This window comes from Alteribacillus sp. YIM 98480 (genome assembly GCF_009765375.1).
Classification (GTDB): Bacteria; Bacillota; Bacilli; order Bacillales; family Marinococcaceae; genus Alteribacillus.
On record NZ_VTOK01000006.1, the window covers coordinates 95,739 to 120,336 of the forward strand.

Below are 24,598 nucleotides of genomic sequence, written 5' to 3' on the forward strand. Positions count from 1 at the left end.
GTATGAAACCAAATAACTCTATCCCTCAAGATAAAACATTAGATAATACACTGGCTTTGTTGCAGGAAGGGTTTCAATTTATCCCAAATAGACGGAAACAATTGGACTCTGATATTTTTCAAACCCGATTGTTTGGGCAAAAGGTTATTTGTATGAGCGGAAATGAGGCAGCTGAACTGTTTTATGATAATGAACGATTTCAGCGAAAAGGTGCAGCCCCTAAACGCATTCAAAAAACGTTATTTGGTGAAAATGCCATTCAAGGAATGGACGGGGAGGACCATAAACATCGAAAGCGAATGTTTTTATCCCTCATGACACCGGAACGTTTGAATCACATGGTGGATCTGACCCTGAATCAGTGGAAAAATAAAGTTATAGAATGGGAAAAAGCAAATGAAGTGGTGTTATTTGATGAAACCGAAGAAATGATGTGCAGGGCAGCATGTGAATGGGCAGGTATTCCAATAAGAGAAAAAGAAGTGAATCAAAGGAGCAAAGATTTAGGAGCAATGATAGATGCGTTTGGAGGTGTCGGTCAGAGGTATCGACAAGGTAAACATGCACGTAAAAGAACAGAAAATTGGATAAAAGATTTAATAAAAGAAATTCGTTCTGGTGAATTAAATCCTCTAGAAAATACCGCTTCATATATTGTAGCATGGCATAGAGAACGAAATGGAAAGAAATTAAGCCCTCAAATGGCAGCAATAGAGCTAATTAACGTAATCAGACCGATTGTAGCTATCGGCAGGTATATAACCTTTGGGGCTTTAGCGCTGCATGAATATCCAGAAACTCACAAAAAACTAGAAGAGGATAAGGAAGAGTACAGCAAAATGTTTGTGCAGGAAGTTCGTCGGTTTTACCCGTTTGGACCTTTTACAGGCGCAAGGGTACGCAAACATTTTACCTGGAAGCAGTGCCGTTTTAAAAAAGGGAGGTTAGTATTGTTAGATATTTACGGAACAAATCATCATCCAGATCTATGGGAAGACCCAAATGATTTTAAACCAGAGCGTTTTAAGAATTGGGAAGGCAGTCCTTTTCGTTTTATTCCGCAAGGCGGGGGAGACCATTACATAGGACACCGTTGTGCAGGAGAATGGCTTACGGTGATGGTGATGAAAGAAAGTATGAAATTTATAACAACAGAAATGGAATATGAAGTACCACCTCAAAATTTAAATTACAGTATGGTTAGAATGCCTTCGATACCAAAAAGCCGTTTTGTTATTAGAAAGGTTAGACCAAAATAACGTAACATACGTTTAACAGCTAAGAGCATAGTTTGAATCTTTGGTTTTGATAATGTCAGCTTTTTCAGCAAAAAGTCTGCACCTGCTTGTTAATTATTAATATACTTCTGAAAATGGTATGAAATACAACAAAAAATGAGAACTCGTACTAAATTTAATCAAATGGCAGGGATACAAATGATTTGTGAATTAGAACCAGATGCTTTTGACAGATGCATACCATTACTTGAACCAGATAGTCACGTCGAAGCAAAAGCAGTAGTAGAGGGGGTTAACAGCGGGCGGATATTTGTTAATAATTCTTTATCACCGGAAGCAGGAATGGTTTGGCTTGGTAATAATGATGGTTTCTTTTTTATTGGAAATGAAGGGCAGGCCGATTTCAATAACGAAATTGTAAAGTATGTTGAAGAAGTTATAAAGCCCGAAATGGTAGAAAAAGAGCTCTTTTATTTTGAAATGATGGGAAATCATTCTGGATGGCACTCAACCGTACAAAAACTGTTTATCCACCGGTCGTTAACGAGCTGTACGCAACATGTTTTTATTTTAAAGCCGAATGATTATGTTCCTAAAAACACTGCAGTACGTCCTCCATATAAAATAAAAAAGATTACAAAAGCATTTTATGAGGAGGAGCGTAATATAATAAATATTTCTTATTTAGATCGAAAAATTCAAGAATCCTGGTCCTCAAAAGAGGATTTTTTTAAAAAGGGACTGGGGTATTGCATTGTATGTGAAGACGAGATAGTAGGTATCTGCCACACAAATTTCGCTGCAGACAAGAGGCAGTGCATTGCAATTGAGATATCGGAGGCCCATCAAAACCAAGGACTTGCAAAAACAATAGGACACTATTATGTGAAAGATTGTTTTAGACAAGGGTTTCTTCCATATTGGGATTGTATGGATAGTAATAAATCTTCTCAAGCAGTGGCGGATCATTTAGGTTTTACCCATCAGTTTTCTTACCCAAGCTATGCTTTTTCATTCATAAATTTTTGATTTTATTTGTAGATATTTTAAATTCGAAAAATTTGGCTTACCGCCAATTCTTAAGGGTAGAGGCCATCGTTTTTCTCTTTAACATAGTTAAACTATCTGAAGTTTAAAGAAAGGAAGTGCTGGGTTTTGACTCTTAAAATAAAAGTTTATTCTGATTTTGTGTGACCGTTTTGTTTTCTAGCGGAGGTGCCGCTTCAAGAAGCAATAAAAGGTAAAGACGTGGAAATAGAATGGATGCCGTTTGAATTACGACCTTATCCGAATGAAACGCTAAGACCAGAAGACAATTACTTGCAATCAACTTGGAAACAATCCGTGTACCCGATGGCAGAGAGAATGGGAATCGATATTGTCCTTCCCGGCGTTTCACCTCAACCGCATACCCATTTAGCATTTGAGGGGTATCAATATGCTAAAGAAATGGGAAAAGGAAATGTTTATAATGACAAAGTACTTCGTGCTTTTTTCCAACAAGGACGAGACATTGGCAAGATAGATGTGTTAACGCAGATAGCAGAAGAGGCAGGCTTAAATAAAAACAAATATCAAGAGGTATTAGAACAGCGAACGTACAAAGAAAAACACCAAAAAGCATTAACACATGCCTATAAAGAAGCAAATATTACAGCTGTACCAACTTTTATAATTGGTAATACGACCATTACGGGGATGCGTTCGAAGGAAGCACTCGAGCGCATGATCGAGCAGGAAATGTAGAGAGAAAGAGAAAATCAATTTTTGCAAGTATAGACTGTATTAATATAACAAACCCTATCCTTATAGACGCAATAAGCAAGAAGGAGATAAGGATATGGCAAAACAAAATCCAAAAGGTCCGAAACAACAGGAAAAAGTAAACTTGCCTCAAAGTCCGAAACAACCGTATGGAGAGCCAATGGATGGTTCTCATAAAGTGAAAAACAGAAATCATACACGACAAAAAAAGAACGCTTCTCATGATATGTAAAGTAAGGCCCGCATTTCTTACGATGCGGGCCAAATACGTAGGGTGCATTTTATTCTTCCCCCTAAATGAAAGGATTGGGGAGGGAATATAAATAAAAGATATAACGGTCTAATGATATCGAATTTTCATTGTGCTGAATAATCATATACATCCATTTTCGTCTAACAAAGTCAGGTCGCTGCATGGCAATGTTCGCTAAATGGAAAAAGTTTGGTCTGGCAACTATACTTGATAGGTATGCGGATTGAGTGGCATTTGGTTTTCTTAAATCATTTAAAATCTCCACCATTTCACTAGCGGTCGTAATGCCTATGCCGTGTCCAAAATACATACCGTCATCCAGAACAACGGCATTTTCCCCGCGCCATTGCGACATTTGTGGATGATAGTCCGGATTTTCAAAATATACAACGTCCCCAGGAATAAAGTTATTGGTATTTCTAGTTGTTAAACCTAAATCTGGGTCAAAATTCCAACTGTACAATTGAATATTTTGAAAGAGGCGATTGAATAAATTTTCTCCAATAACATGTAATACAGCATGGTAATAAATAATAATCATAGCCGTTGCACATTCAAATCCGTAAAGAGAGCTGTTTGTAAAGATATCTCGAATAGCATCTGACGGCCTTGCTCCAGGTAATAATTCGATAGCACCGATATTGGTTACGAACCAGTACTGCGGGTTTGCTCGAGTCATAGAAAAGATTTCAAATTCCACATTGCTGTCATGTAAAGCTCTTGCGTTTAAAATGATATTTTTACGCAGTTCTACTTCAAAAGACAATACGTTCATAGAAGGAAAGGAATAGATTAATGAATCCTGCATTAACGCTTTTACAATGCTATTTTCTATACTTCCTGACGGCCAAAGGTTCGTCTGTTGAAAAGCCATTCCCGCCACTTGAATCATAAAATACCTCTTTCTGAGAATAGATATTTATTGTAGCTTATTTTCAAACGGAGGCTTTTATGCGTCATTATTAATACAGACAATAGAAAGGCGATCGGACTTCAAAAAATCCGCTGGTGCAATATCTCCTGGACTGCGGTGAGGAAACAAGTTAATTCCTGTCCTGTAATAAGATTGATCAATCCCTTCAGTACATATAAATCTTTTTTTAAAACTTAGTATCTACTTTAATAACATATTTCAAGATCATGCCAAGTATCCTAAGGTAATCATAAGAACTGCCTTTCTTTTTTAAAAGGTAAGAAATTATAAATAGTTGGCGTTTTACATGTCTAGCGCAAGCGCCTACTCGCTCGAGATTCCTTCGGTTCGTCAATGGAAAGCAAAGATCAGCTTTCCATATGTGCCGACCCTCCAGGACTTGTCGCTCGTGAGCAAGGCGCTTGCGCTTTTCTTAATGCTAAATGAATGATATTGTTTAATTGCTCCTGATGGTATCTACTACTTTAAAAAAATTCGTGTCAATCATTTTTGTTTTATCCATCGCTAAGGCTACATGAGTATATGGCGATTTTGTAGCCCATGAAACCAAGTTTGCTTGGCAGCGTGTTGTTTTTTTATAGAGTAATATGTCTCCCTTTTGCACACGCACCTGTTCCATATGTCACCCAAATTCCTTTCATACTTGTCTGCTATTAGGATGTCCATTTCGATTAATATTAAAAAGATGGATGTTTTCGCGTCTTTTTATGTTTTTCAAAGTCCCAGTTTGATAAAAACTTTTTTGCTGAGACGTATCCCGATTGATAAAGGAATGTAATATCTTCATCCGTAAGGTCAAAATCTGTAGAAGTAATCTTTCCTGTCGGGATTTGTATTGTGCGTTCTTTGGTTTCCTCATTGATATGCCTTAAATCATGCGCTTGCATCATTGTCTTAAAGATATTTTTAAAAAGGTGGATCGGGGTAGGAATAACAGAACAGATGTTTATTTCTTCTTTTACAAAACGAAAACCAAATGTTGGAAAACGAGGAGTGGGAACATCAAAAATCCATATAGGAAAATTACTAAGCAGTCCACCATCTAAAATATATGATTTATGATCATCTTTTGTTTTCCAAATAACCGGCCGAAAGAAAAAAGGCATAGAAGCACTCATCATCACGGCAGTTGATATTTTTAAATCCTGCGGGGTCATATTATAGCGTGCTAAATCATCAGGTAATATGAGCATCTGTCCATTTGAAATATCAGAAGCAATAATTTTTAATTTGTCTTCTGGAAGATCTGCAAAGGTGTGGACGCCTTTTTTCGCTAGCAGGGTATCCATCCAGTTTTCTAAATAGTCATTTTTATAAATTCCTAAGTGAATAGTTAATTCTAAAAAGCTCCCTATAAGAGGAATGTGATGGAGGAAAGTTCTGCCGCGAAACTTCGAATAATCCATCTTTTTTAGCAATTCTTGCATTTCACAGCTTTTATAACCGCTAGCTAAGAGGGCAGCAATGGCAGCTCCTGCTGATGTGCCCGCTAGCCGCTGCCATTCTAAATTTTCTTCTTCCATCGCGTGAATAGCCCCTGTAAAGGCAATCCCGCGAACCCCGCCGCCTTCGAATACTGCATCTGCTTTCAATATAACCCACCTCACGATACCGGTTGAGTACTTCTTTTCCTATATTCTGTCTTTGACAGGAGATTCCTCTGTTCATTCTTTTTCTTTATACTTTTTTGGAAGTTTATTTGTGCTTCCGCCATTTGAATTTGGCAGTAAGCCAAGCTTTTCTAATCCGAACTGCTGATCGCTTTCATAAAATAGGCTGCCGGAAGCAATAAACCAATTGCAGCTTCAATAAGAGAAAAGAACCTGGCGCTTCCAACAGGCACAAGGTCTCCATACCCAACTGATAAAATAGTAACTCCGCTGTAATACACCAAATTTAAAAAAGAATGGTCTGCTGGCTCCCCAGTAGGATCATTTACTTTTAAGACTACTGTCTCTAAAGATATTACATAATAAAGGACCGCAAAACCAAAAGTGATACTTAAAAGCACAAAAAACAATTTATAAAAGAGAGCGGGACTTGCATAACTTTGTTTGTATGATTTGTTAGTAAAAAAATAAAACAGGTTTACGAGAAGAAATAAAATGGTTATTCCGATTAAAATGACAGATAGCATCATAACTCTCCTTTCTACACAATAATTTTCTGTTTACCCGATTTGCTTCAAAATAAAAAGTGAATGTAAGAAAATTGTTGACATGCAACCTTTAGGTTTCGTATTTTTAATATGAAACATAAAAGTTACATATAATCCTGGCAGGAGGAATTTATTATGAGTAAACATTCATCAGAAACGCCTGATATTTGTAAAACGACAGTGATTCATGCGGATATCGAAAAAGTATGGGAGGCAGCGGCGACTTCAAAAGGCATAGAGACTTGGTTTATGCCGAATAATTTTACCCCGCAGGCTGGAGCAGAATTCACGCTGCACACTCCTTTTGGACCTACTCCTTGTAAAGTTTTAGAGCTCGAAGCTCCTTATAAACTGGTTTTTGCGTGGGGAGAAGATGGCTGGACTGTTTCTTTCGAATTAAAAGACTTAGGTAATAAAACGGAATTTACTTTAATTCATTCAGGATGGGGAAAGCCAGAAGATATCGTACCTGGCCCAGGACCGGATCAGACGAACGAAGAGATCAGAAATCGAATGGACGGCGGCTGGGACTCATTAGTAAATGAAAAACTTCGAAAAGCAGTGGAAGAATAATGGGGGCCAAAGAGAAACCTGATATATTTCAAGCCATTGCGGATCCTACGCGGCGAAAAATGCTTACGTTATTAGCAGAGTGCGAGATGCCGGTAACAAGATTGAGTCAACATTTTCCAATGAGCCGTACAGCTGTTTCAAAACATTTGCGTATTCTGTCAGATGCGGAGCTGGTAAGCGTAGAGAAATCTGGACGGGAAAAGCGTTACAAACTACAGCCAGACTCCCTTATAGAACTGAAAGAGTGGCTGTCCTTTTTTGAGCAGTTTTGGGAAAACAAAATGGCTATGTTAAAGCATTACGTAGAAAATGAAGATTAATAAAAAAAGGGAGTAAATCCACCATCTAAATAGGTAGAGAAGGGTTTACTCTTTGTTCTTTTTTAGTATGTGGAAAAAATTGACGAAACTGTTCGAACACCTGTATGATAGTATATAATAGCTCATTGATAGCAGATGCTATCACTTTGATAGTGTCTGCTATTTACAGGAGGTGGGGTTTATGAATTCAGAAAGCACAAAGGTCCAGCTGAATGTTCGTGTCCATAAAGAAACAGCTCAATTGCTAGATGAAGTTGTACATTACTATCAGGAAAACACGAAATATGGAAAGGTACATAAGGGAGAAGTTTTAACAGATATCATCGAAAAATCTCATAAAATTATGGAAAAGCAAAAATTGATGACAAGGCGTAATTACTAGAAGCTGAAAGAAGGAGGAATCAACTGTTATGGATTCCTCCCTTCTAGCTGCCATCATCCCAGTCAGCAGATCGTATCTATGCCAAGAGCAGGCGGAACCCGCCAAACACGGCTAATAATAAGATGATAATATTAAATTGTTTTTGAGGAATCAAAGGCAGAAATTTTATACCTAAATAGGTACCCCCAAAGATAGCCGGGATAAGCCAAGCGTTAAAAGATACTGTTTCCCATGTAATTAATCCTAAGCCAATATACATTGGTACTTTAATGAGATTAACGGAAAGGAAAAACCATGCCCCTGTCCCGATAAATTCTTTTTTGGGAAGAGCGATTGCCAGCAAAAATATGGCCATGATCGGTCCGGCAGCATTACCAACCATTGTAGTGAAACCAGCTAACGTACCCATTATTCCTACAAACCATTTTGATTGAGGGATGGCATCGAGCCACTTTGCACCCCAGCGCTCTCTTAAAATTTGAAGGGCTAACATTATTAATATGATTACCCCTAAAATGATCTCAATCGGCCTGCTTGAAACAATAAAATATAATAAAATGAACCCGCTGAACAATCCTCCTAATACCCAGGGAAGTAAAGAAAACAAGGTTTTCCAATTAACACTTCGTCTATAATATGTAACAGCAACAATATCTGCTGTAATTAACATCGGCAAAACGATGCCTATGGACTCCCGTGCCGGAAAAATAGAGGCCATAACAGCAACAACCAAGATGCCAAGCGTAGGCAATCCAGTTTTAGAAATACCAATTAAAATGGCACATAATACGACGAGAATTATATCTAACGTAGTCAACTCAAACATACTTTTGTGGTCACCTCCTTTAAATGAGTAACATGTCTCATTTTAATAGAATATAAAGAAAACTCAATTAAAATGTTTTTAAAATTGCACTTATTGGTTAAAACGTAGACTTTATCATATGCTGCGTTATAATTATGAATGAAATTATCGTCTGAGAACGGGCCGGGGCAGGTGAAAACGTTGGATATCAAACAACTCCAATATTTTATTGAAATAAATCGTTTCAACAGCTTTAGTAAAGCAGCTGAGCATTTATATGTGACACAACCTACTATTAGTAAAATGATTAAGAATTTAGAGAAAGAGTTTAATGTTAGTTTATTTGACCGCTCGAAAAAACGGGTAGTACTAACAGATGCAGGTAAAATTATTTTGGAGCAAGCTCAAGTAATTCTTAACGCGTTTAAGGATTTAGAAAATCAATTAGAAAACCTGTCTGGGGTAAAACAAGGGCACATTCGGATCGGTTTGCCCCCCATGGTCGGTTCTAGCTTTTTTCCGAATATCATAGGAGCGTTTCGTGAATGTTATCCTGCAATCTCGATTGAATTAATGGAAAACGGATCAAATAAGATTGCAGAAGATGTAGAAGATGGAACCCTTGATCTTGGAGTCGTCGTCTTGCCGATTAATAATGATATATTCGATTCTTTTTCCTTTGTAACAGAAGATATTAAACTGGTCGTTCATCCATCACATGCTTTAGTTAAAAAAGAAAAGATAACATTAAAAGATTTAAAAAGAGAACATTTTATGTTGTTGAATAGTGATTTTGCGTTAAGAAACCGAATCATGTCTGCGTGCAAAAAAGAAGAGTTTCAACCTTTTATCGTTTTTGAAAGTTCGCAATGGGACTTATTAGGAAAGATGGCCGCATCTAAATTAGGGGTGACCCTTTTACCGGAGAGCATATGTGATCAATTAAAAGGGGATATTGTAACATTGCCGATTGAACATTCTGATATGTATTGGAAACTTGCTGTCATTTGGAGAAAAGATAGTTATTTATCTCATGCAGCTAATGAGTGGCTTCGATTTGCCAAGAAAAAGCTTCATTCGTAACGTCTTTTCAAATAGATAATGTGCGGGTCTTTATTTTGTAACCGCCACCATAGACAGAAGTTATCTACTCTCATATAATAATTCCATTTTACGCATAAAACGTTTCATACTATTATAAAGACTGTAAATGAATCGTTTTTTGGTAGAAAAGGTGAATGAAAAATGGAAAGAAAGCACCCGAAAGAAAGCAGAGTTGTTAACACTGATCAGGTTTTATGCAGTGATTTAAATAATTACAATACGTTATTTGGCGGCGTCTTAATGAAAAAACTCGATGGTTGTGCCGTATTGTCAGCAAGGCGTCATTCTAGAGCAAAAGAGTGCGTTACCGCCTCAACAGATTCCATTGATTTTTTAAGTCCTATTTATCAAGCAGATTCGGTTTGTATTGAATCGTTTGTTTCTTATACAGGTGAAAGTTCGATGGAAATATTTTGTAAAGTGGTTGCAGAAGATATGATATCGGGAGAACGCCGTATTGCTACAACCGCTTTTTTAACATTTGTAGCTTTAAATGAAAGGAAAAAACCTATTAAAGTGCCGGGAATTTCCCCTGTCACAGAAGAAGAAAAAAAGCTATTTGAAACTGGCCCGGAGAGGGAACAACTGCGAAAACTAAAAAGAGAAAAAAGTAAGGAATTAGCTGGGTCCATCAGTTTGGAAAAACCATGGGAGATCTAGAAGGGGGAAGAAATAATGATTGCATTATCAAGTTTAGAAGAATTATATTCTATTAAAACAAAGCTTAATGAATTAATGCAGCAGCACCCGGATTTGTATGAAGAATTAGTACACGTGACAAGTTTAACACGACAATTGCACATTAAATACCGGTACTTGGGTTGTATATTAATAGAAGAAGATCCCGATATATATGCAAACCCTCACTTAAGAGCATCTGTTATCAATTTGTATAACGATGAAGTACAGAAATTAAAAAATCATTCTCATTTTGAGGAAATTAGAAAATTGTTTTTTCTTTCTAAAGAAATGGAGCATGAAAACCTCTGCAAGTTAATCCTTGGTCAACGTCCAGAGACTTTAAAAGGGTACTCGGGATAAAAAACGTATATGAATAAAAAAAGCTTGTCTCCGATAAAAAGACAAGCTTTTTTAAATGGTTATAAAAGCATTAAAATTTACTACTATTTAACAGATATGGATAAAATAATATGCTATCCTTTAAGGATAGTGTACTTTATACAAAGGAATGGAAACGATGACCTGGGATATATTAAATGTCATAGGAACAATTGCATTTGCACTTAGCGGTGTGATTGTGGCTATGGAAGAAGAATATGATTTAATGGGTGTTTATATATTAGGGTTTGTAACGGCGTTTGGCGGAGGGGCTATTCGTAATCTTCTCATAGGTGTGCCTGTATCTGCATTGTGGGAACAAGGGGACTTATTTGTTATTGCTTTTATAGCAATGACTATCGCATTTATTCTGCCGAAATTGTGGATACATAAATGGATGAAGTGGGGGGTATTTTTTGATGCGATCGGTTTAGCCTCTTTTGCTATTCAGGGAGCGATTTATGCTGCAAATATTGGGCACCCAGTTAGTGCTGCAATTGCAGCCGCCGCTTTAACAGGTACAGGGGGCGGAATGGTAAGAGATGTGTTAGCAGATAGAAAACCAATGTTTTTACGACAAGAAATCTATATCGCCTGGGCGATGCTGGTAGGTTTAATTATTGGGCTGGGACTGGTTGATTCTGCACCTGGTTACATTCTTTTGCTTATCCTAATTGTAACACTTAGAATGCTTTCCGTTTCTTTTCATTGGCGCCTTCCGTACCGGCGAATAAATGATTAACGAGTGAGTTAAAAATGTGTCTCAGTTATGTTATCAATTTTCTAAGTTAGCGCTAATTAATCCAAGCAGGGTTCCCAATAAAGCTCCCCCAACTACTTCAGCCGGCTGATGGCCAAGGAGTTCATTCAACTGCTCTTCTTGTTTTTCATGCCTTAAACTAGGGAAGTCATCTGAAATCACTTCAATATCTTCGTCAATGTCATTTACCAGTGTGGCAATTTCGCCAGTATGACGTCTGATTCCTTGGGCGTCGTACATTACAATAGCACCAAAAATGACAGCAATAGCCGTTTCAATAGACGTGGTTCCTTTATTTGCTGCAATGTAAGAAGCAAGTGAAGCCACCCCTGCTGAGTGGGAGCTAGGCATGCCGCCGGTCTGAAATACAGTCTTCCATTTCCATTTGTCTGTTTTTCTTTTATGTGTAAAAACTTTAAGACCTTGTGCGATACCAATCGCAGATAATGCCGTCACTATTCCTCGATTCATTTGAATTCACCTCTTATATGGTTTTGTAATTCTTAAAGGTGTTATGTGAATTCCAAAGTATAAGTCTTGCATTTTATAAGGTGCTCGAATTTTTGCATTGTTACTTGATTTGTACAATTATTTTATCCCTTAATTCTTTGATTTATCCGGCATTTTTACAGTTAATAAAGACGCCTGAGCGGCTGGGCGCTGAAGCTAGACATGTAAAACGTCAACTATTTATCATTTCTTACCTTTTAAAAAAGGCGTCAAGTGGAGTTTTAAAAATGTATCATATTGACAAATCCAGTTTAGCTTTAGCATCCCAATCCCACGAAAAGGGTGAAAACAGCCTATCTAGGGTATGTCAGGGGCTTGCACTTTACTAAAAAACTGTTTTTTCTTTTCATTAGTATCAAAAACCAACTTGACACATAGGAATAATAAAGATACGATTAAACATAATAATTCTGACGCTAGATTGCAAGTTTAGTCATCCCTGTATTTTCTCATAGATGCTGTCGAGTTTAAACCAAGGATGTGCCTGACTCAAACATGTCACCGGCATTTGATTCTCATACATAATGGTGATGATTTATCTAGCATTATGTCCGTCTGAAAAATTATGGAGATGGATAAAAAATATGCTTTGTGAGGTGGATACTGTTGCAGCTTCTCATAAATAACAGTCCTTTTAGTCAAGAACAAACGGATTTACTTAATCAAGTGTTGCCAACACTAACAGAGGAACAAAAAATATGGTTGAGCGGGTACCTAGCTGCCAACCAAACAGCAGCTGCGCCTGCAGTACAAAATGCTGCTGCATTGCAAGAAGCACCCCAAATGCTCTCGCAAGGTGCTGCGCAAAGTATTTCTAAAGAAATAACTATTCTCTATGGCTCCCAAACCGGGAATGGGCAGAGTATAGCGGAGGATGCAAGCCAAAAGTTAAAAGAACAAGGTTTTGACGTAACTCTTTCATCAATGGATAGCTTTAAACCAAAAACACTTAAGAAAATAGAAAACCTGCTAGTCATCGTGAGCACCCATGGTGAGGGCGATCCGCCGGACAATGCTCTTTCTTTCTATGAATTTCTGCATGGCAGACGTGCACCTAAATTAGAGGATCTTCGTTACTCTGTCCTTGCCTTAGGTGATACTTCTTATGAGTTTTTCTGTCAAACAGGAAAAGATTTTGATAAGCGATTAGAAGAGCTAGGAGGCGAACGTCTTCACGAGCGTGTTGATTGCGATGTCGACTTTGAAGAGTCTGCTGAAGAATGGTTAGACGGAGTATTAGGTTCACTGCAAGAAGCTACGAAAGAAAACGCAGCTGCTAATCCTTCAGCACCATTGCAAGAAGAGACAGTTACAGAAGGAGCTCCATCATCTTATTCTAGAAAAAACCCTTTTCGAGCAGAACTTTTAGATAATATTAATCTAAATGGACGCGGCTCTAATAAAGAAACACGTCATCTTGAACTATCCCTTGAAGGATCAGGTCTTGAATACGAACCAGGAGATAGTTTAGGAATTTATCCTGAAAATGATCCTGAACTCGTGGATAAATTATTAGATGAAATGAGCTGGGATCCTGACGAATTAATTACAATAAATAAAAAAGGAGAACAGCGGACTTTACGAGAAGCATTAATTTCTATTTATGAAATTACTGTTCTGACCAAACCGCTTCTCGAAAAAGCAGCACCGCTTTCTGATAATAGCGGCCTGCAGCAGCTGGTGGAAAAAGGCAATGAAGATAGCTTAAGAGAATATATTACAGGAAGAGATCTTCTGGATTTAGGCAGAGATTTTGCGCCTTGGAATGTTCCGGCAAGTGAGTTTGTTAAGATTCTTAGGAAAATTCCTCCGCGTTTATATTCTATTGCCAGCTCTCCAACAGCAAATCCAGATGAAGTACACTTAACGATTGGTACAGTTCGTTATGAAACACACGGACGGGCACGTACAGGAGTATGCTCTGGACAATGTGCAGAACGTACGGAACCAGGTGACTTGCTCCCGGTATACATTCAAAAAAATCCAAACTTCAAACTTCCTGAGGATACGGATACACCGATCATAATGATAGGGCCAGGTACTGGTGCCGCACCGTTTAGAGCTTTCTTAGAAGAAAGAGAAGAAACGGAAGCAGAAGGAAAAACGTGGATGTTCTTTGGAGATCAGCATTTTAGATCCGATTTTATTTACCAGGTCGAATGGCAGAGATGGCTAAAAGAAGGTGTCCTAACAAAAATGGATGTGGCCTTCTCGCGTGATACTGCGGAGAAAGTGTATGTACAGCACCGTATGCTTGAGAAGAGTGAGGAGTTTTATAACTGGCTCATGGAAGGCGCTGTCGTTTATGTGTGCGGGGATGAACAATATATGGCCAGCGATGTCCATGAAGCAATAAGAACAATTCTGCAGCAAGAAGGCGGCATGAGTGAGCAGGATGCCGATGCTTATATTGAAGATATGCAGCAGCAAAAACGTTATCAACGCGATGTGTACTAATGGAGAGGAAAGGGGATAAACCATGGAAAAAAATAAAGTAGTGGTACCAGCCCAATCTGGACCTCCCAGTGATAATGAAAGAATAAAAAGAGAAAGTAATTATCTACGGGGAACGTTGGAAGAATCTCTTGCAGATCCGCTTACTGCAGCGGTTTCTGCCGATGATGCCCAATTGACAAAATTTCATGGAAGTTATTTACAAGACGACAGAGATGTACGTAATGAAAGACGTCAGCAAAAGTTAGAGCCAGCATATTCCTTCATGGTACGTGTACGACTTCCTGGCGGAGTGGCTACACCGAAACAATGGTTAACAATGGACGATGTGGCTCATAAATACGGAAATGGTACGCTGCGTTTGACAACGCGTCAAACGTTTCAATTGCACGGTATCTTGAAGTGGGACATGAAAAAAAATATGCAGGCGATGGACGAAGCAATGATGGATACGATTGCTGCTTGCGGTGATGTGAATAGAAATGTAATGTGTAATTCAAATCCATACCAAACAGAGGTCCACGCGGATGTCTACGACTGGGCTACGAAGATCAGTGAGCACCTTCTTCCAAAAACGAGAGCCTACCATGAAATTTGGCTTAACGAAGAAAAAGTAGTGGACAGCTCTCAGACTGAAGATGAAATCGAGCCTATGTATGGAGCATTGTATTTGCCAAGAAAATTTAAAATTGGTATCGCTGTTCCTCCATCAAATGACATTGATGTATTTTCCCAAGATATCGGCTTTATTGCGATTGTGGAAGACGGACAACTGCAAGGATTTAACATTTCCGTTGGCGGGGGACTTGGAATGACCCATGGGGAAACGGACACTTATCCTCAGTTAGGACGAGTCATTGGGTTCTGTAAACCAGAAGATTGCCTTGAGGTAGCAGAAAAGATTCTGACTATCCAGCGAGATTATGGCAACCGCTCGAACCGAAAAAACGCTCGCTTTAAATATACCATTGATGCCAGAGGTTTAGATTGGTTAAAAGATGAACTTCATGAGAGATTGGGTTGGAATTTAGAAGGACAACGAGACTATCATTTTGAAAATAACGGAGACAGCTATGGCTGGGTAAAAGGAATAAACAACCGCTGGCATCTTACGCTGTTTATTCAAAATGGCCGAATTAAAGATACGGAAGATTACCAGCTCATGACTGGGCTTAGAGAAATTGCAAACATTCATACCGGCGATTTTAGACTCACTCCAAATCAGAACTTGATTATTAGCAATGTGACAGCTCAAAAGAAACGTAAAATTAATGAGCTTGTTGAAAAATACGGTCTGTCAGATGGCAAACGCGATTCAGCATTACGTAGAAATTCTATGGCTTGTGTTGCTTTTCCAACATGCGGACTTGCCATGGCAGAATCAGAACGTTACTTGCCGTCTTTAATTGACAAACTGGAGCTTATTATGGAAGAAGCAGGATTGCAAGATGATGAAATAACGATTCGGATGACTGGCTGTCCAAACGGATGTGCTCGCCCAACTTTAGCTGAAATTGGCTTTATTGGTAAAGCACCAGGAAAGTACAACATGTATATGGGTGCTGGATTTGCCGGGGAAAGACTTAATAAACTATATCGTGAAAACATTGGAGAAGAAGAAATATTAGAAACATTACGTCCGATTTTATTAGAATATGCAAAAGAAAGGCAGGAAGGCGAGCACTTTGGTGATTATGTCATCCGTGCCGGGTATGTAAAAGAAGTGGAATCGGGATTAGATTTTCATAACTAATAAGAGTGAAAGCAGGGCCAGTTGAGGTCCTGCTTTTTTAAAAGGTAAAAAATTATAAATATTTGGCGTTTTACATGTCTAGCTACAGCGCCTACTCGCTCGAGGTTTCTTCAGTTCGTCAATGGAAAGCAAAGATCAGCTTTCCATATGCCGACCCTCCAGGACTTGTCGCTCGTGAGCAAGCCGCTTGCGCTTTTCTTATTTCACTTTAAGAACGTTTCTAATCTGCTAATTACAATTCAGGCAGCTTTGTAAAGAAAACTGTCTAAATTTTCTTATTTAAAATTGATTGGTAATCCGAGTTTTTTTGTTCAAGCATCTAAGCAAAGTTTTTCACTCCGAATATGATATAGAATATAACTTCTGTAAACAAAAAGAAGGTGTGCCAAATAGTTAAATGGGATCAGTATAAGGTAGAAGTATCTCCAAAAGGCAGAGGAACATATGGAGAAGTATATTTTGGGTTGGATCTTAAAAATAGACGAAAGGTTTGTATCAAAAAAGTTCCCAATGTCACTATTGCGAAGAAAGAAGTATCAATCATGAAAACGTATGGAAAATCAAAGCATTTACCCGTTTTTTATAAATATTTTGAAAAAAATAATCAAGCACATATTGTAATGGAAGCCATTAAAGGCGAAACACTTGGGACAAGTAATTTTTATTATGCAGGGAAAAAAAGAACTCAGAAGCAAGCTGTACGAATCGTTATTCGTATTTTAAGTGCTCTGCAGCATCTTCACCATAAAGGCATTGTACACAACGACCTTTTACCTAAAAATGTAATGATTCATGATGATACCCCTTCTACAGTAAAACTAATTGATTTTAACTTATCCAAACATACAAAAAGTATAACGAGCAGACAAATTGATTTATACAAAGCGGCTCTAATGTGTGTGTTTCTCATGAATGGAAAAGTACCACAAAGAGTATTCACCTTCGCTATGAAAAATGTACAGCTAAAGAATGTATTATTAAAGGGGATGAAGTCAGGCTATAATTCGGCCCAAGATTTTATGGGAGCTTTGCGTCCTTTTTCATAACAGGCCATTCAGTAAACGGTGAGTTTTGGATAGTATGTTGTTTGATTTGCATTTATGAAAATATGGATTAAAAAAAGCGAAATACTAAACATCACCCCGCAAAACAGAATTTTTCAAGGTATTTACCTTTTCTTTTCTTAGCTGTTTTCGGTATGCTAGTAGTAAAGTGATTTACTTCTTAAAGGAGAATAGATTGATGAGTGAAGCAGACAACCTTAAAAGTAAGGATTTAGATGAAGAGACGTTGTTACTTGTTACTCAAACGTTTAAAGCATTGTCCGATCCGACCCGGGTGAGGATATTACATTTATTAACGCAAAAAGAGTGTGCTGTTTCTCAAATCTCACAGGAATTATCATTGCTTCAATCGACGGTATCCCACCAGTTAAGTTTTTTAAAAAAGCTTCGTTTAGTAAAATTCAGAAGAGAGGGGACATCTATATACTATTCTCTAGAAGACCAGCACGTGGTGTCTCTTTTAAACCAATCGATAAATCACTGCCTGCATGACTAAAAAACAAACCATCCTCATAAATGTGCACATGGTTTGTTTTGTTAGTTACACGTATCATCGTGACGGTGAATCATCGCAGGCCCTTCTAATTGGATAGTGGTGTGATGGATGCCAAATTCCTCTCTCAGCCGATCTGTAACGTTTTGCAGCAACTGGTCTCTGTCAACATCGTCATTAACGACAAGGTGGCAAGTTAATGCAGGAAAATCAGAAGTAATCGTCCAGATGTGTAGGTCATGAATATTGACAACTCCGTTAAAATTTTTAAGACAGTCCCTGACTTCGGAAATTTTTACATGGGCAGGATGTCCTTCCATCAAAACATGAACAGAATCTCTAGTGACTCGCCATCCACTGATTAATATAAGAACAGCAACGATGACACTGGCTATCGGATCGGCAATGCCCCAATCAAAAACCAAAATGAGAAGTGCTGCAATTATCGCGCCCACAGATCCTAATAAATCACCAAGAACATGCAAAAAAGCACTTCTAAGATTTAGGTTATCTGAGGTATCCCCACGCATTAAAATAAAAGCCATGATAATATTAATGAAGAATCCGAGAGAAGCGATAGTTAACATGCCGAAACTGGCTACCTTAGGTGGAGCAGCAAAACGATGAAACGCTTCGTAAAAAATATAGGCGGAAATCACCATTAGAGTGATGCCGTTTAAAAATGCCGCTAGTATTTCAAATCGTTTGTACCCAAACGTTTTGGCTGCATCAGCTTTTTTTTCTCCAAGTTTAAACGCAAGCAAGCTTAACCCCAGAGCAGCAGCATCACTTAGCATGTGTCCGGCATCCGATAAAAGTGCTAAGCTGTTGGTTAGTACACCTCCTATTACTTCTATTATCATAAATAAAGAGATAAGAATAAAACTAATGAGTAATGCCTTTTTGTTTGCGTGATGGGAATGTCCGTGATTATGATCCATTCACAACACCTCTTTACAGAACGTATTAGCTTTCATATGTTATTATATGATCATATATTCATACAGACAATGCTTTTTATATGATTTTTTTGTATCCAAGCACCATATCTTTTCCATACTACAAATGAGGTGAATAACATGACAATAGTGCGTCTTGGTTATGTCGCGATGAGTATGGGATTACAAAATGCTTCCCCATCAAAAACGATGACATATGCTCAATTTCAAAAAATAGGAAATAGGGAAGCTGCCATTCGAAAATTAGAGAGAATAGCACTTTCCAATATACAAAATACGTACCGTCTCCTTATGCATAATGCTGGATCGGATATCCATTTTTATCGTTTAACTTCTCGGCTTATTCCACTGGCAAACCATGAAGAATTAGCTGATTGGGATTACATAACACCCATACAAAAAAAGCTCAGAGAACTAGGTTCTTTTGCTGCGAAACATAAAATGAGAATAGACTTTCATCCAGATCATTTTGTACTTATTAATTCAAAGAAAAAAGAAGTATTAAAAACCACGATTAAAACATTAAGCCTTCATTATCAATTGTTAAAAGAAATGAGTGTAGACACGACTCACCGCTGCGTCATTCATGTGGGAGGTAATTATAAGGAAACAGAGAAATCCCTTGAGCGATTTATAACCAATTGGATGGTTGTACCAAAACACCTTCAAACCATGATCATGCTGGAAAATGATGATACATCTTTTACGCTGGAGGATACACTATATTTGTGTGAAAAATTAGGAATACCACTTGTTTTTGACTATCATCATCATCTTGCTAATCATAAACAGTTACATTGGGAAAAGGAGTGGGACCGCATTATTCAAACATGGCGGTATTCTCCGCTGCCTGTAAAAATGCACATTTCCAGTCCTAAAAGCGAGAAAGAATTTCGCCATCATGCGGACTTAATCGATATTAATATGTTTTTAACCTTTCTAAAAGAAATAAAAGGAAGTGTTCCGCAAATTGACTGCATGATTGAAGCAAAGCGAAAAGATGAAGCCCTTTTTCAATTAATGAATGATATTAAAACTAGCGAAGATATCGACATCGTTGACGGTTCAACTTTTTATTTAAAATGACTCCTTTTAAATTTACAGAATAACTTTGTTACCCAATAACTTACAAAAACAACCGCTATATCAATGAAAAACAAATACGTAAAATTCATGCCTTTATGCATCTTTAACAACTCAACAGCATAAGAAATGCCTCCAAAACCATATGCAAATAGCAGAGAAGCGACAGCAGCATACATATAAAAATTTTTATCTCTATTTGTACAATGCTGATACAATAGCATGAATGTCACGGGGAATAAAACTGCTGTTACCGTCACCCCAAAAGGAAGCAAGTGGGTAAGTGTATGGGGATGGACAAGAATGTTATTCTCAGACAGTATGTTGTCCACATTTGCCCATAACATATGTGCGGTGTATCCAAAAAAGCAGATTTCAAATAGCTTCTTTTTGTCAATATAAAAGTATAAGATCACAAGAGGAATAATAACAGTTACCATATTAAACCAAAAATACCATGTATCGAAACTAGAATAAGAAGTCCAGTATTCATTGATGAGTTGATTGAGCTTTTCCTTTTGTTCTATTATTTGATTATAAAGTTGTTCTTGACCCATATCGTGCCCACCTAAGCTGTATTAACATAGCGTTTATTGGTGTTTTTTTTTTTTGATATCCACATGATAAATGCTTCAGCAAAAAACATCACAACAAAAAACGATAAAACAAACAATTCTACTGGTTCCATGACACGAAATGGATTAAACGCGTTTTTTAAAGCAGCTTTTATATCAATCCCTATAACGAGATCCAATCCAATTACTAAACTCATCAACAGTCCCAGCATAAAAAGAGAAATTCCAACTATTTTCACTTCTATCATCTCCATTTATTATGTTTATCCAAATTCGATTTGTTATACGGCTAAAAAATATGGGAATAAATTATGGCTTCCTTGCAAAAAACTAACAAAAACATACAAAGGAAATTGTGCATTATGAAATTTAAGCTGAGAAAGCTTTCTAGACCTATAACAAAGTCAATACCTAAAAAGCCGGGCAAAAAGGAAGAGCCTTTAGATCATTCGCTGCCGAATAATTTAGACGAATTGATGAAAAGAACGGGAAATAGCTCAGACATTGTGGTACGAAAGCTGACGCTTAATAACGATGCAAAATCAAGGGCAGCGATCATTTTTGTCGAAGGAATCGTGGATAATCGGTCGATTGATGATTTTCTCATTCACTCGCTCATTAATGACGATGACTTACACCGTGTCGAAGCCGAGGATGAAGTATTGGAAAAGATTGCTGCCAAAGTCGTTTCTCTAGGAGACGTAAAACGAATCAATGGTTGGGATAAGCTTTTTCAATCTTTGTTTGCTGGAGATACAATCATTCTTGTAGATGGCATAGCTCAAGGGTTAAGTACGTATACCAAGGGCGGCGAGTCACGTTCTATTGAAGAGCCGCCAACTGAAATTTCTTTACGTGGGCCGCGAGAAGGGTTTACAGAATCCCTTCGTACAAATACTGCATTGGTAAGGCGCCGTATTAAAAATCAAGATTTATGGGTGAAGTCGATTACGCTTGGTGAAATGACCAATACTAATGTGGAAATTATGTATATTGATGGATTGGCAAGAGATAAAGTCGTACAAGAAGTGTGTGACCGGTTAAATAGAATAAATATAGACAGCATTTTGGAATCTGGTTATATTGAAGAGCTGATTGAGGATCAGACTGCAACCACTTTTCCAACCGTTCAACATACAGAACGGCCGGACTCGGTTGCAGGCAATCTTTTAGAAGGCAGGGTTGCCATTTTTGTAGATCGTACGCCATTTGTGTTAATTGTGCCGGCCGTCTTTATTCAATTTTTTCAGTCGGTAGATGATTATTACAGCCGCGCTGATATTGCGACCAGTATTCGTATGTTACGAATTCTTATCTTTTTAATTTCTCTATTTGCTCCTGCTGTGTATGTCGCGGCTACTACATTTCATCAAGAAATGATTCCAACCCAGCTGTTGATTGTTTTAGCTGCTCAACGTGAAGCGGCCCCTTTTCCAGCCGTCATTGAAGCTATTCTTATGGAATTAACATTTGAAATATTGAGGGAAGCAGGCGTAAGAATGCCAAAAGCAGTTGGACAAACGATATCTATTGTTGGTGCTCTCGTCATTGGTCAAGCGGCTGTGCAAGCTGGGATTGTTTCTCCGGCAATGGTCATTATCGTAGCTATTACTGCCATAGCCAGTTTTGCTACCCCTTCCTATTCGATTGCGATATCAGCCCGCCTTATTCGATTTGGGATGATGATCGCCGCAGCTACCTTTGGCTTTTACGGGATTATTCTTTCGTTTATTATTTTGTTGGTGCATTTGTGCAGCCTTCGTTCTTTTGGGGTCCCTTATATGGCACCAATGGCTCCATTTATTGCTTCAGGAGCAGATGATACGATAGTTCGGTTACCATGGTGGGGAGGGAAGGAACGACCAAGGTTAACGGTAGATAAAAATTCAATCCGACAAGGAGATAATCAAAAACCAAAACCTCCATCCAGTCGAACGATGAAATGATCTTTCTATTAAGGTAAAGATCGAATAGGTAAGGTGACAACATGAAAATAGGATCAATTATTATTCTATTGCTGATGAATATGATATTTCTTTCGGGGTGCTGGAGCAATAGAGAACTTCCGGACTTGGCTTTAGTTTCTGCCTTAGGAATCGATAAGGCCGAAAATGGTCAATATGTCGGTACGATACAAGTGATAAATCCGGGAAATGTTGCGGGAGGAGAGGGAACACAGGCAACAGGTTCAGAGAGCACCCCGATCACGACGTATACAGCTTCAGGAGGAAACTTGACAGAAGTCAATAGACATGTATCGAGTCAAGTATCACGCAGGCCATATTATGCTCATACAAATTTACTTGTTATCGGTGAAAAACTTGCCCGCGAAGAAGGTATTGCAAAAATTTTTGATGCATTAGAGCGGGACCCGGAATTCCGAACGACTACAAAAGCAGTAATTGCAACGAATAATACGAAAGCAGAAGATATTATTAGTACATTGACAACCATTGATAAAATCCCTTCCAACAAAGTTATTAAAACATTGGAGTCGACCGAACAAATTTTGGGGCAACATATGAATGTGGACACAAGAGATGTACTATCAAAAATGGCAACACCTGATCAAGCCCCAATCATTACTTGTTTTAGCATGGAAGGAGATGAAAATCAAGGGAAGAGTTTAGAAAACATCCAAGCAACTGTACCAGAGGCGCGACTTCAAGCATCTGGAATAGCAGTTTTAAAAGATGGAAAGATGATTGATACCATTACAGAAGATGTGTCAAAAGGGACAATGTGGGTATTAAATAAAATTAAAGCTACTGCTGTATCCATTGATTGGAAAGGAGAAACAGATGCAATCGTTTACCAAGTGACCCGCCAGAAAACAGACGTTACAGCAGACATGAAAAATACAAATAAGCCTAAAATTTCTGTTGAGGTTTCAGCAGAAGGGAGGATAGGAGAAGCAGCCGTACCCGTTGATCTTAGTAACCCTCTTCTATTAGTCGAATTTGAAGAGGCGTTAGGAGAAAAAATAAAAGAAAACATCATGTCCTCCATTCATAAAGCGCAAGAGCTGAAAGCAGATTATTTAGGCTTCGGTGGCGCTGTTCATCGGGCCGATCCAAACGCGTGGGAAAGCATAAAAGGGGAGTGGGAAGACTCCTATTTTCCTGAAGTGGAGGTTGATGTTACGGTCGATGCATTTGTGAGAAGAACGGGGTTAAGAAATGAACCGCTGCTTTCTAATATGGAGAACTGATAAAGGAGGGTTAAAAGTGTGGAGAATGCGAAAATAAACGCAATGCAGCTGTTTGTTCTCATCTTTTTGTTTGAACTAGGCAGCGCGCTTTTAATTCCTCTTGGAACAGAAGCAAAACAGGATGCCTGGCTTGCCATTCTAGCTGGAGTGGCAGGAGGGGTGTTCTTGTTTTATATATATCTACGGCTGTATAAATATTATCCTGATATTCTGCCGACTGAGTATATGCAAATGTTGCTTGGAAAAATTTTCGGGAAAATACTTGCTTGTATTTATATAGTATATTTTTTGTATATTTCTGCAAGAGTCCTCCGCGATTTTGGAGAAATGCTCGTAACGTTTGCATACGAAGAAACGCCATTATTTATAGTAAATGCTCTGTTGCTGCTTACGATAGTTTATACAGTACATAAAGGTATCGAAGTTATAGCCCGTACAGGTCAGCTGCTTTTTGTCGTGCTGTATTTTTTAGCCGTGGCTGGGTTTATTTTGGTCATCGTATCAGGGTTAATAGAAATTAAAAATTTGAAGCCGGTGCTTGAAAATGGAGTAATGCCGGTAGTAAAAACATTTTTTAAGGAGACATGGTATATTCCATTCGGCGAAGTCGTTGTTTTTATTATGATATTTCCTTATATAAACAGACCGAAAAAGCTGAAAAAAGCGGGGATTGCAGCGATTGTTTTAAGTGGGATAAACCTAGTAATTACGATGGCTATTAATATTGCTGTCCTTGGTGTTGACCTTACTTCACGCTCTCAATTTCCGCTGCTAAATACAATACAAGCAATCCAAGTAGCAGAGTTTTTGGAACGCTTAGACGTTTTCTTTATGATTGCTTTAATTGTTGGTGGATTTATTAAAATAACCATCTATTTTTATGCTGCTGTGACCGGAGTGTCCAATTTATTTCATGTAAAAGAAACATCAAAGCTTGCCTATCCGTTAGGGATTGTTGTACTGATTTTATCGTTATCCATTGCAAGCAGCTACACTGAACATATTCAAGAAGGGCTGATGATTGTCTCGTTGTACATGCATTTACCGCTGCAAGTGATTATACCTATCCTATTGTTAATCGTTGCCTATTTTAAAAATAAAAAGAAAGAGCGCTCTAAGTAAAGAAAACGCTCCATGATTTATATA

General features: G+C 38.1%; 29 protein-coding genes. 21 read left to right on the plus strand and 8 right to left on the minus strand.

Features of this window, described 5'->3' with window-relative positions; translation table 11 throughout:
• Positions 1-2: 2 nt before the first annotated feature.
• The 4 genes from cypC to FZF09_RS09290 all read left to right on the plus strand — a co-directional run bounded on the left by cypC (position 3) and on the right by FZF09_RS09290 (position 3,234).
• Complete coding sequence (cypC, locus tag FZF09_RS09275; RefSeq protein WP_158736311.1) at positions 3-1,259, plus strand: CYP152 family fatty-acid peroxygenase CypC; 1,257 nt, start codon at positions 3-5, stop codon at positions 1,257-1,259.
• Between the two features lie 177 nt (positions 1,260-1,436).
• The gene (locus FZF09_RS09280) at positions 1,437-2,267 is read left to right on the plus strand and encodes a GNAT family N-acetyltransferase (RefSeq protein ID WP_158736312.1); all 831 of its coding nucleotides are present in this window, start codon (positions 1,437-1,439) and stop codon (positions 2,265-2,267) included.
• 126 nt (positions 2,268-2,393) lie between these two features.
• Positions 2,394-2,984, plus strand: a complete 591-nt coding sequence (locus FZF09_RS09285; protein ID WP_158736313.1) for a DsbA family oxidoreductase — start codon at positions 2,394-2,396, stop codon at positions 2,982-2,984.
• Between the two features lie 94 nt (positions 2,985-3,078).
• Positions 3,079-3,234, plus strand: a complete 156-nt coding sequence (locus FZF09_RS09290) for a small acid-soluble spore protein P (protein ID WP_158736314.1) — start codon at positions 3,079-3,081, stop codon at positions 3,232-3,234.
• Between the two features lie 61 nt (positions 3,235-3,295).
• Here the strand turns inward: FZF09_RS09290 and FZF09_RS09295 are convergent, their stop codons facing one another.
• Complete coding sequence (locus tag FZF09_RS09295) at positions 3,296-4,147, minus strand: protein-glutamine gamma-glutamyltransferase (protein WP_158736315.1); 852 nt, start codon at positions 4,145-4,147, stop codon at positions 3,296-3,298.
• A gap of 328 nt (positions 4,148-4,475) precedes the next feature.
• On the opposite strand from FZF09_RS09295, the gene FZF09_RS09300 reads away from it, so the two are divergent.
• Complete coding sequence (locus FZF09_RS09300) at positions 4,476-4,619, plus strand: hypothetical protein (protein WP_158736316.1); 144 nt, start codon at positions 4,476-4,478, stop codon at positions 4,617-4,619.
• Between the two features lie 247 nt (positions 4,620-4,866).
• Here the strand turns inward: FZF09_RS09300 and FZF09_RS09305 are convergent, their stop codons facing one another.
• Positions 4,867-5,781 carry a patatin-like phospholipase family protein gene (locus FZF09_RS09305; protein WP_158736317.1) on the minus strand — a complete coding sequence of 305 codons (915 nt, stop codon included), beginning with the start codon at positions 5,779-5,781 and terminating at the stop codon, positions 4,867-4,869.
• A gap of 149 nt (positions 5,782-5,930) precedes the next feature.
• Positions 5,931-6,329 (minus strand): ion channel, encoded by a 399-nt coding sequence (locus tag FZF09_RS09310; RefSeq protein WP_370514443.1) that lies wholly within the window; start codon positions 6,327-6,329, stop codon positions 5,931-5,933.
• 153 nt (positions 6,330-6,482) lie between these two features.
• Here FZF09_RS09310 and FZF09_RS09315 point away from each other — a divergent pair, with 153 nt between their 5' ends.
• The 3 genes from FZF09_RS09315 (at position 6,483) to FZF09_RS09325 (ending at position 7,622) form a co-directional block, all read left to right on the plus strand.
• A complete protein-coding gene (locus FZF09_RS09315) occupies positions 6,483-6,920 on the plus strand; it encodes an SRPBCC family protein (protein ID WP_158736318.1) in 438 nt (145 codons plus the stop codon).
• A complete protein-coding gene (locus FZF09_RS09320; RefSeq protein WP_158736319.1) occupies positions 6,920-7,240 on the plus strand; it encodes an ArsR/SmtB family transcription factor in 321 nt (106 codons plus the stop codon). Before FZF09_RS09315 ends, FZF09_RS09320 begins: the two co-directional genes overlap by 1 nt.
• A gap of 181 nt (positions 7,241-7,421) precedes the next feature.
• Positions 7,422-7,622 carry a hypothetical protein gene (locus FZF09_RS09325; protein ID WP_158736320.1) on the plus strand — a complete coding sequence of 67 codons (201 nt, stop codon included), beginning with the start codon at positions 7,422-7,424 and terminating at the stop codon, positions 7,620-7,622.
• A 76-nt stretch (positions 7,623-7,698) separates the two neighbouring features.
• Here the strand turns inward: FZF09_RS09325 and FZF09_RS09330 are convergent, their stop codons facing one another.
• A complete protein-coding gene (locus tag FZF09_RS09330) occupies positions 7,699-8,448 on the minus strand; it encodes a sulfite exporter TauE/SafE family protein (RefSeq protein WP_158736321.1) in 750 nt (249 codons plus the stop codon).
• A gap of 180 nt (positions 8,449-8,628) precedes the next feature.
• On the opposite strand from FZF09_RS09330, the gene FZF09_RS09335 reads away from it, so the two are divergent.
• The 4 genes from FZF09_RS09335 (at position 8,629) to FZF09_RS09350 (ending at position 11,332) form a co-directional block, all read left to right on the plus strand.
• Positions 8,629-9,510: a LysR family transcriptional regulator gene (locus FZF09_RS09335; RefSeq protein ID WP_158736322.1), complete on the plus strand. Its 882-nt coding sequence runs from the start codon at positions 8,629-8,631 to the stop codon at positions 9,508-9,510.
• Positions 9,511-9,672: 162 nt separating this feature from the next.
• On the plus strand, positions 9,673-10,191 hold the full coding sequence (locus tag FZF09_RS09340) for an acyl-CoA thioesterase (protein ID WP_158736323.1): 519 nt from the start codon (positions 9,673-9,675) through the stop codon (positions 10,189-10,191).
• Positions 10,192-10,206: 15 nt separating this feature from the next.
• Positions 10,207-10,572, plus strand: coding sequence for a hypothetical protein (locus FZF09_RS09345; RefSeq protein WP_158736324.1), 366 nt, complete (start codon positions 10,207-10,209; stop codon positions 10,570-10,572).
• 157 nt (positions 10,573-10,729) lie between these two features.
• Positions 10,730-11,332 (plus strand): trimeric intracellular cation channel family protein, encoded by a 603-nt coding sequence (locus tag FZF09_RS09350; protein ID WP_158736325.1) that lies wholly within the window; start codon positions 10,730-10,732, stop codon positions 11,330-11,332.
• A gap of 33 nt (positions 11,333-11,365) precedes the next feature.
• Here FZF09_RS09350 and FZF09_RS09355 read toward each other — a convergent pair whose 3' ends face one another.
• Positions 11,366-11,821 (minus strand): divergent PAP2 family protein, encoded by a 456-nt coding sequence (locus tag FZF09_RS09355; protein WP_158736326.1) that lies wholly within the window; start codon positions 11,819-11,821, stop codon positions 11,366-11,368.
• A 645-nt stretch (positions 11,822-12,466) separates the two neighbouring features.
• On the opposite strand from FZF09_RS09355, the gene FZF09_RS09360 reads away from it, so the two are divergent.
• The 5 genes from FZF09_RS09360 (at position 12,467) to FZF09_RS09380 (ending at position 17,627) form a co-directional block, all read left to right on the plus strand.
• Positions 12,467-14,317 (plus strand): assimilatory sulfite reductase (NADPH) flavoprotein subunit, encoded by a 1,851-nt coding sequence (locus FZF09_RS09360; RefSeq protein WP_158736327.1) that lies wholly within the window; start codon positions 12,467-12,469, stop codon positions 14,315-14,317.
• A 22-nt stretch (positions 14,318-14,339) separates the two neighbouring features.
• Entirely contained in the window at positions 14,340-16,067 is a 1,728-nt protein-coding gene (gene cysI, locus FZF09_RS09365) for an assimilatory sulfite reductase (NADPH) hemoprotein subunit (RefSeq protein ID WP_158736328.1), read from the plus strand.
• A 74-nt stretch (positions 16,068-16,141) separates the two neighbouring features.
• Positions 16,142-16,279, plus strand: a complete 138-nt coding sequence (locus FZF09_RS09370) for a hypothetical protein (RefSeq protein WP_158736329.1) — start codon at positions 16,142-16,144, stop codon at positions 16,277-16,279.
• Between the two features lie 168 nt (positions 16,280-16,447).
• A complete protein-coding gene (locus FZF09_RS09375; protein WP_158736330.1) occupies positions 16,448-17,113 on the plus strand; it encodes a protein kinase family protein in 666 nt (221 codons plus the stop codon).
• A 196-nt stretch (positions 17,114-17,309) separates the two neighbouring features.
• A complete protein-coding gene (locus FZF09_RS09380) occupies positions 17,310-17,627 on the plus strand; it encodes an ArsR/SmtB family transcription factor (RefSeq protein ID WP_158736331.1) in 318 nt (105 codons plus the stop codon).
• 41 nt (positions 17,628-17,668) lie between these two features.
• Here the strand turns inward: FZF09_RS09380 and FZF09_RS09385 are convergent, their stop codons facing one another.
• Positions 17,669-18,565, minus strand: a complete 897-nt coding sequence (locus FZF09_RS09385) for a cation diffusion facilitator family transporter (protein WP_158736332.1) — start codon at positions 18,563-18,565, stop codon at positions 17,669-17,671.
• 138 nt (positions 18,566-18,703) lie between these two features.
• On the opposite strand from FZF09_RS09385, the gene uvsE reads away from it, so the two are divergent.
• Positions 18,704-19,669: a UV DNA damage repair endonuclease UvsE gene (gene uvsE / locus FZF09_RS09390; protein ID WP_158736333.1), complete on the plus strand. Its 966-nt coding sequence runs from the start codon at positions 18,704-18,706 to the stop codon at positions 19,667-19,669.
• Here uvsE and FZF09_RS09395 read toward each other — a convergent pair.
• Entirely contained in the window at positions 19,657-20,223 is a 567-nt protein-coding gene (locus FZF09_RS09395; RefSeq protein WP_158736334.1) for a hypothetical protein, read from the minus strand. The two genes, uvsE and FZF09_RS09395, sit on opposite strands and share 13 nt — an antisense overlap.
• 11 nt (positions 20,224-20,234) lie before the next feature.
• On the minus strand, positions 20,235-20,480 hold the full coding sequence (locus FZF09_RS09400; protein ID WP_158736335.1) for a YczF family membrane protein: 246 nt from the start codon (positions 20,478-20,480) through the stop codon (positions 20,235-20,237).
• A gap of 123 nt (positions 20,481-20,603) precedes the next feature.
• Between FZF09_RS09400 and FZF09_RS09405 the strand changes: the two genes are divergently transcribed.
• From FZF09_RS09405 to FZF09_RS09415, 3 genes are read left to right on the plus strand one after another with little or no spacing between them, the layout of a single operon-like run.
• On the plus strand, positions 20,604-22,187 hold the full coding sequence (locus tag FZF09_RS09405) for a spore germination protein (protein ID WP_158736336.1): 1,584 nt from the start codon (positions 20,604-20,606) through the stop codon (positions 22,185-22,187).
• A 41-nt stretch (positions 22,188-22,228) separates the two neighbouring features.
• Positions 22,229-23,452: a Ger(x)C family spore germination protein gene (locus tag FZF09_RS09410; RefSeq protein ID WP_158736337.1), complete on the plus strand. Its 1,224-nt coding sequence runs from the start codon at positions 22,229-22,231 to the stop codon at positions 23,450-23,452.
• 18 nt (positions 23,453-23,470) lie between these two features.
• A complete protein-coding gene (locus FZF09_RS09415; RefSeq protein ID WP_158736338.1) occupies positions 23,471-24,574 on the plus strand; it encodes a GerAB/ArcD/ProY family transporter in 1,104 nt (367 codons plus the stop codon).
• The last annotated feature ends 24 nt before the right edge of the window (positions 24,575-24,598 follow it).